Raw genomic sequence first — 6,084 nt, 5'->3', positions numbered from 1 at the left:
GATGGCCAGCAGCGCGAGCCGGCCGCCCGGCGCCAGCGCCGGCGTCCGCCCGTCGGCCAGCGCGGTATCGTGCGCGGGATCGAACCGGCCGTCGCCGTCGACATCGATCGCGAAGGTCAGGGTGTCGCCACCGGCGGTGCCGGTCAGCACGAACGCCTCGGTGCCGTTGCCGGTGTTGGTCAGCGTGAACGGCGTTCCCGTGGCGGCGGCATCGATCGCGATCGGGCCGTCGGCGCTCGCGAGCGTGAGATTCAGTCGCTCGTCGACCAGGAGCGAGACAGTATTGGACGGAACACGAACCGATCCATCACCAACCGTGGCGACGAGGGTAGCAGTATTGTTGATGTTCGTGCCGGCGATCGTCTCGCCACGGGCGGAGACGCAGAACAGCGCGGCGGCGAGAACGCCGCCGGCTCGCGCCGCTACCGTGACTATCCTTGACCTGCGCATCATCTCATCCGTCGATCACGGCGGAGATCGGCGATGCGGCTTAATCAAACACTACGGAACCATTCTGGCGGCCCAGATCGGATCAGATCGCTCCGCATCCCCTCCGAGCCGGGTTCAGGGACCGGCGATTACCTGGGCGGACGTAGGGGTCGGGGAAGGCCACGGCGCGTTCTCGTGGCGTCGGCGGCGGCGCGACTCGATCACGTGCGCTCGCGGGACCGACCGCCGATGCCGCGCTCGCGCGCCCAGATCACGGCGGCGCTGCGGCGGTTCACCCCGATCCGGCCGTAAAGGCGCGAGACGTGGTTGCGCACGGTGTTGGGGGTGAGGCCCAGCCGCCCGGCGATGCCCTTGTCGTCCAGCCCGTCGCAGATCAGCTCCAGCACCTCGCGCTCGCGCGGGCTCAGCTCGACGGACATGGGCGATGGCGCGGCGCCGCCCTCGCGCAGCGTCGCCAGCTTGTCCATGATCGAGCGGCTGAACCAGCTCGCGTCCTTCATCACCGCGTCGATCGCGTCCACGAGTTCCAGCTCGCTGTGACGGCGTTCGGTGACGTCCTGATAGAGCCACAACACGCAGCGCTCGCCCCGCACGTCGATCGCCTCGGCGGAGACGAGGCAGTCGACGGGCTCGCCGTCCCTTGGCAGCACCCGCACGTCGCAGGTGCGTACGCCGCCGCTACGGTCGATCTCCTCCTCGGTCGTGCGGCGCTGCGCGGCGTCGTTCCACAGCTGGAAATCGTCCACGGTACGGCCGATCAGCTCGTGCGCCGATCGCCCGACCATCCGCGAGAAGGCCTCGTTGACCTCCACGATCCGGTGCTCGCCCGCGGAGGTGACGGCCATCGCGACGGGGGCGAGCCGGAACATCGTCGTCGAGCGGTGCTCGCTTGCCCGGAGCGCGGTCTCGGCGCTGCGTCGCGGCTCCAGGTCCGCGAAGGTGAACAACATGCATTTCTGCTCGGCGACCTCGATCGGCTGGCCGGCGAGGATGACCAGGTGGCGTGACCCGTCCGGCAATGGCAGCTCCGCCTCGACCTGCGGGATGGTGAGACCATCGGCCAGTCGCTCGGCGACGATCGCCGCGCGCTCGGTGCGGGACAGGATGTCGAAGTCGCGCAGGTGCCGGCCCTCGATCGTGTCGCGCGGGCAGCCGCACAGCTCCGCGAAGCCGGCGTTGACCCGGATGAAGCGCTGGTCGTGCAATCGCAGGATCAGCGCCGGCGCCGGGTTCGCCTGAAACATCGCCTCGAACCGGCCTTCCGCGTCGTAGCGTTCGGACACGTCCTGGATGACCAGCGCCAGGCAGTCGGGATCGCCGCCGTCCTCGTCCATCACGACATCGTGCACCTCGTGCGTCCAGCGCGGCTCGTTGGCGCCGATCGACGCCACCTCGACGGTCAGGTCGGGGAAGCTCTCGCCCGCGAGCATGCGCATGATCGGATATTCCCTCGCCTTCAGCCGGCGCCCGTTGCGCCGGCTGAGCGAGAAAAGCTGGCAATATTCGTCCGCGGTGGCGCCCAGCTCCGATGCCTGCTTCACGCCGTGCATGCGCAGGGCCGCGTCGTTGGCGCCGACCAGCGCGCCAGCCGGATCGACCAGGATCACGCCCGCGGTGAGGCCGGCCATCAGCTGCTCAAGATGTCGCAAGGTGGGTGAGCGCGACCCGCTCGTCTGCTGGTGAGTCATAGCGAAGGAAGCCCGCCAACGGTCGAGTTGTTCCTTGCGGGGCGCACCGGGGCCGCCGGAATCACCAATGCGACCATGACATCCGCATCAATCGCGAACGGCGCTGGCAAGGCCCTCGATGAACGCCGGCTCGCAATCGGGGTTGATGCGGACGACCTGATCGGGAGCGGAGGGCGATCCTGCCTGCCGCCTCGTGGGTATGGAGGGCAACATGGGCCTTATTATTCTTCTCGTCGTCGGCGGCCTGATCGGCTGGGTGGCCAGCATGATCATGCGCGACAATACGGGCATCATCCTCAACATTGTCATCGGCATCGTCGGCGCGATCGTCGCCGGCTTCATCGTCACGCCGCTGATCGGTGGCGCCCCGATCACCAGCGGTGAGATCAGCATCCAATCGATCCTGGTGTCGCTGCTCGGCGCGATCGTGCTGCTCGCGATCGTCAACCTCGTCCGTCGCGGCGCGGTGCGCTGACTCAAGGCTGACGAGGCGACGCAGGTGCGCCGGTCTCCTCCCCGGGACCGGCGTCCTCGCACGATCGTCTCCGTCAGGGGCCGGCGAGCGCCCGCCCAGTTGAGCCAATATCCTCATTTCAGGAGCATCGGCATGGCCAAGAACGACAGGCGCACCGACGGGGCGCCCCCACGCGAGATCCACATCGAGCGAACGAAGACCAACTGGCTGGCGTGGCTGCTGCTCGCGCTGGGCGTGCTCGCCGCGCTGCTGGCGCTGAGCCGCTGCAACCGGCACCAGGCGACGAACGCGACGGCCACGACCAGCACCGTCGTGGCGGAGACGCCGAACGCCCCACAATCCGCCGCGATCGCCGGCACATCGGGATTGGGCGCCTTCCTCGCCGGCTCGCAGCCGACGCCGGCGACGTTCACGTTCGACAAGCTCAATTTCGAGACGGCCAGCAGCGACATCCGCGCCGCCGACCGGGCGGACGTGGATGCGGTCGCCGCGACGCTGAAGACCTATGGCAACGCGCGCATTCGGATCGCCGGCTATGCCGACACGCGGGGATCGGCGGCGAGCAACGTCGCGCTCGGCAAGGCACGCGCCGACAGCGTCAAGGCGGCGCTCGTCCGGCAGGGGATAGACGCGGGCCGGATCGACACCGCGAGCGGCGGCGACCGTGATCCCGTCGACACCAACGCCACCGCCTCGGGACGCGCGGAGAACCGCCGTACCGAGCTCGTCGTCACGCAACGCTGAACATCTGAAAGGAACAACCCCATGTCACGCACCATCACCGCCCTGTTCGACACCCGCGCCGACGCCGACGCCGGGGCCGAGCGCCTCCGCCAGGCCGGCGTCGATGCTGCCCATGTCGCCGTCCACGACGACACCACGCACCAGACGAGCGGCGCCGACCCGACCACCAGGGATCAGGGCCTGTGGGCCAGCATCAAGGGCGCGTTCGTGCCGCACGAGGACCGGCACGCCTATGAGGAAGGCATCCGTCGCGGCGGCTTCCTGCTGACCGCCACCGTCGATGACGACAATGTGCCGGAGGCGGTGGCGGCGCTTGAGGACGCGAACTCGATCGACCTCGACGAGCGTTCCCGGCAGTGGCGCGCGCAGGGCTGGGATGCCGCGCCTGTCGCCGAGGCCGACGAGAATCTCCTGACTGGCAGCCGGGACGCGGCCGTCGGCGGCGCGCGGTTCCGCTCCTACACGGCCGATCGCGGCTGACCGAGGCATGGGCCGGAGCGGCTGGCGCCGCTCCGGCCCATCGACCGCCATGCGGAGCGGGGGGCCGATCCCCTCGTCGCGGTCAGATCGCAGGTGCGTTTCTCCTCGCCGCCCTTACAAGGCGGCGCCGGAACAGCTGCCGAAAGATCGCGCATGGAACTGCCAAGCCCATCGGAGGCGCAGCGGCGTCATCTGCTGCCGACCCGCACCATCGTGTTCCTGGTGATCGCCGCGGCGGCGCCGCTCGCCTCCATGATCGGCAATCTGCCGGTCGCGATCGCGCGGGGCACGGGGGCGGGCGTGCCCGTCGCCTTTCTGATCGCCGGTGCCATCCTGATCGCCTTCACCACGGGCTACGCCTTCATCGGCCGCCGGGTGGTCAGCACGGGTGCCTTCTACACCTATGTCGCGGAGGGATTGGGCAAGGAACTCGGCGTGGGCGCCGCCTATTGCGCGGTCGCCGCCTATGCGTCGTTCGCCTTCGGGCTCGCGGCGGCGTGCGGCTATTTCGACGAGCAGGTCTTCGTCGCCATCGGCCTGAAGGTCGACTGGACGATCTGCGCGGCCGTCTCCGTGCTGCTCGCGGGTATCCTCAACTATCGGTCGATGGACGCGTCCGCCAAGCTGCTGGCCGTCATCATCGTCGTCGAGACGCTGGTGCTGGTCGTGTTCGACGGGACGGTCGTCGCGGCTCGGGGCATGGCGGCCTTCCCGCTCGCCTCCTTCGCCGCCGGCCAGTGGGTGGCGCCCGGGATCGGCGTGTCGCTGATGACGGCCTTCACCTGCTTCGTCGGCTTCGAGTCGGGCGCGCTGTATACGAAGGAGGCCGCCGATCCGGTGCGCAGCATCCCGCTGGCAAGCTATATCTCGGTCGTCCTCATCGGTTCCTTCTATCTCGTCACCGCCTGGATCGTGGTCGGCGCGCTCGGCCCCGTCCAGGCAAAGCCGCTCGCGCTGGCGCATGGCGGCACGCTGATCCTCGATCTCATCAAGCGCTACGATGGCGAGGCGGCGTCGGACATCGCCGGCATCTTGCTGTGCACCTCGATGCTGGCGACCTATATCGCGATCCACGCCGCCGCCTCGCGCTACCTGTACGCGCTTGCCCGCGAGGGGCTGGTGCCGCGCCGCCTCGCCCGGTTCGACGAGCAGCGGCGCGTGCCCGTGGCGGCGACGATCTGCCTCTCGGCCGCGACCGTGATCTGCCTCGTCGCGATCGCGTCGACGCGGACCGATCCCTATGCCGCGACCATCCCGGTGCTGATCGGCATGGGCACGCTCGGCATCATCGCGCTCCAGGCCGCGGCGGCGGTGGCGATCCTGTTCTACGTCGTCCGCCGTGCACGCGAGGCGGGGCCGGTGGTGCTGATGGCCGCCGCCTGCGCCGCGATCGGCCTGCTGGGCGCGCTGACGACCGTCGCCACGAACTTCACGCTGCTCTCGACGGTGAGCACGCCGTTCGTGGCGTGGCTGCCGGTCTTGTACGTCCTCACGCTCGCCGCCGGCGTCCTGTTCGCGATCTGGATGCGCGCCGCCCGGCCACGGCACTTCGCCGAGCTGGCGCTGGTCGAGCATCGACCGGCCCGAGGCGAGCTGGAACCTGCGGGCAACGGCGAGCGGGTCCGCGCTAGCTGATGCGGTACAGCCGGTAGGGCGCGCGGCGCGGTAGCCGGAGCGGGGCGAGCCAGGCGAAGCGCTGCCCGTGCATCAGGCGCGCGTAGAAGCCGCCGGGCGAGCGGGCGGCGTAGATGGTGCCCTCCGCCATGTCGGGGCAGGTGAGCAGCAGCGTCGCGCGGTGCGCGCGCATGATCGCGCGCGCCTCGGCGGGCTGGCGATCGAACGCATGCTGCACGTCCAGGATCGGCCCGCCGTTGCGGTGATAGGGTCCCGCGACCGCGTCGTGGTGCGTAACGACGATCAGGCGGGGCCCGAGGTCCACCATCGTGAACACGGTCGCGGCGGGGTAGCGGTTCAGCATCAGCAGGCGCGACGTGCGCATGCACTCGCCCGTCGCGTTCGCCACCCGCGTCCGGCGCGGCGAGGGCTTGTCGACCGGCAGGTATTTGACGATCCACCAGCTGAACAGCCCGGTGACGAGCATGAAGCCGCCCACCGTGCCCGCGACGCGGACGATGGCGGAGCGATGGCCGACCAGCATCGGCAGGAGCAACGCGCCCAGCGCGGTGCAGCCGGGCACCGCGAGCAGGTCCGCCGCCGGCCCCGCGCGCACCTGCCACGCCAGCATCG

5 protein-coding genes and 2 pseudogenes are annotated in these 6,084 nt (G+C 70.0%); 4 read left to right on the top strand and 3 right to left on the bottom strand.

The window, feature by feature from the left end:
* Both HUU95_RS06275 and HUU95_RS06270 read right to left on the bottom strand, forming a co-directional pair.
* Positions 1-450, bottom strand: a pseudogene (locus HUU95_RS06275) (hypothetical protein); the annotation flags it as partial.
* A gap of 200 nt (positions 451-650) precedes the next feature.
* A complete protein-coding gene (locus HUU95_RS06270) occupies positions 651-2,078 on the bottom strand; it encodes a PAS domain S-box protein (protein ID WP_254602655.1) in 1,428 nt (475 codons plus the stop codon).
* 271 nt (positions 2,079-2,349) lie between these two features.
* Between HUU95_RS06270 and HUU95_RS06265 the strand changes: the two genes are divergently transcribed.
* From HUU95_RS06265 to HUU95_RS06250, 4 genes are all read left to right on the top strand, one after another.
* Positions 2,350-2,613: a GlsB/YeaQ/YmgE family stress response membrane protein gene (locus HUU95_RS06265; protein WP_174279329.1), complete on the top strand. Its 264-nt coding sequence runs from the start codon at positions 2,350-2,352 to the stop codon at positions 2,611-2,613.
* 132 nt (positions 2,614-2,745) lie between these two features.
* A complete protein-coding gene (locus tag HUU95_RS06260) occupies positions 2,746-3,357 on the top strand; it encodes an OmpA family protein (protein WP_174279328.1) in 612 nt (203 codons plus the stop codon).
* 21 nt (positions 3,358-3,378) lie between these two features.
* Positions 3,379-3,837, top strand: a complete 459-nt coding sequence (locus tag HUU95_RS06255; RefSeq protein ID WP_174279327.1) for a hypothetical protein — start codon at positions 3,379-3,381, stop codon at positions 3,835-3,837.
* 153 nt (positions 3,838-3,990) lie between these two features.
* Positions 3,991-5,472 carry an APC family permease gene (locus tag HUU95_RS06250; protein WP_174279326.1) on the top strand — a complete coding sequence of 494 codons (1,482 nt, stop codon included), beginning with the start codon at positions 3,991-3,993 and terminating at the stop codon, positions 5,470-5,472.
* Here HUU95_RS06250 and HUU95_RS06245 read toward each other — a convergent pair.
* A pseudogene (locus HUU95_RS06245) lies at positions 5,465-6,084 on the bottom strand (AcrB/AcrD/AcrF family protein); the annotation flags it as partial. The gene HUU95_RS06250 and the pseudogene HUU95_RS06245 overlap by 8 nt on opposite strands.

This window comes from Sphingomonas bacterium (genome assembly GCF_903643065.1).
In the GTDB taxonomy this organism is placed as follows: domain Bacteria; phylum Pseudomonadota; class Alphaproteobacteria; order Sphingomonadales; family Sphingomonadaceae; genus Sphingomonas.
The sequence above is the reverse complement of the archived record's forward strand: the minus strand, read 5'-3'. Positions and strand labels throughout refer to the sequence as shown.

Bases quoted from the DNA above. Each gene is read 5' to 3' on its own strand.
- HUU95_RS06265 (WP_174279329.1), top strand. From the start codon at position 2,350: ATGGGCCTTATTATTCTTCTCGTCGTCGGCGGCCTGATCGGCTGGGTG.
- HUU95_RS06255 (WP_174279327.1), top strand. From the start codon at position 3,379: ATGTCACGCACCATCACCGCCCTGTTCGACACCCGCGCCGACGCCGAC.
- HUU95_RS06260 (WP_174279328.1), top strand. From the start codon at position 2,746: ATGGCCAAGAACGACAGGCGCACCGACGGGGCGCCCCCACGCGAGATC.
- HUU95_RS06270 (WP_254602655.1), bottom strand. From the start codon at position 2,078: ATGGCCGGCCTCACCGCGGGCGTGATCCTGGTCGATCCGGCTGGCGCG.
- HUU95_RS06250 (WP_174279326.1), top strand. From the start codon at position 3,991: ATGGAACTGCCAAGCCCATCGGAGGCGCAGCGGCGTCATCTGCTGCCG.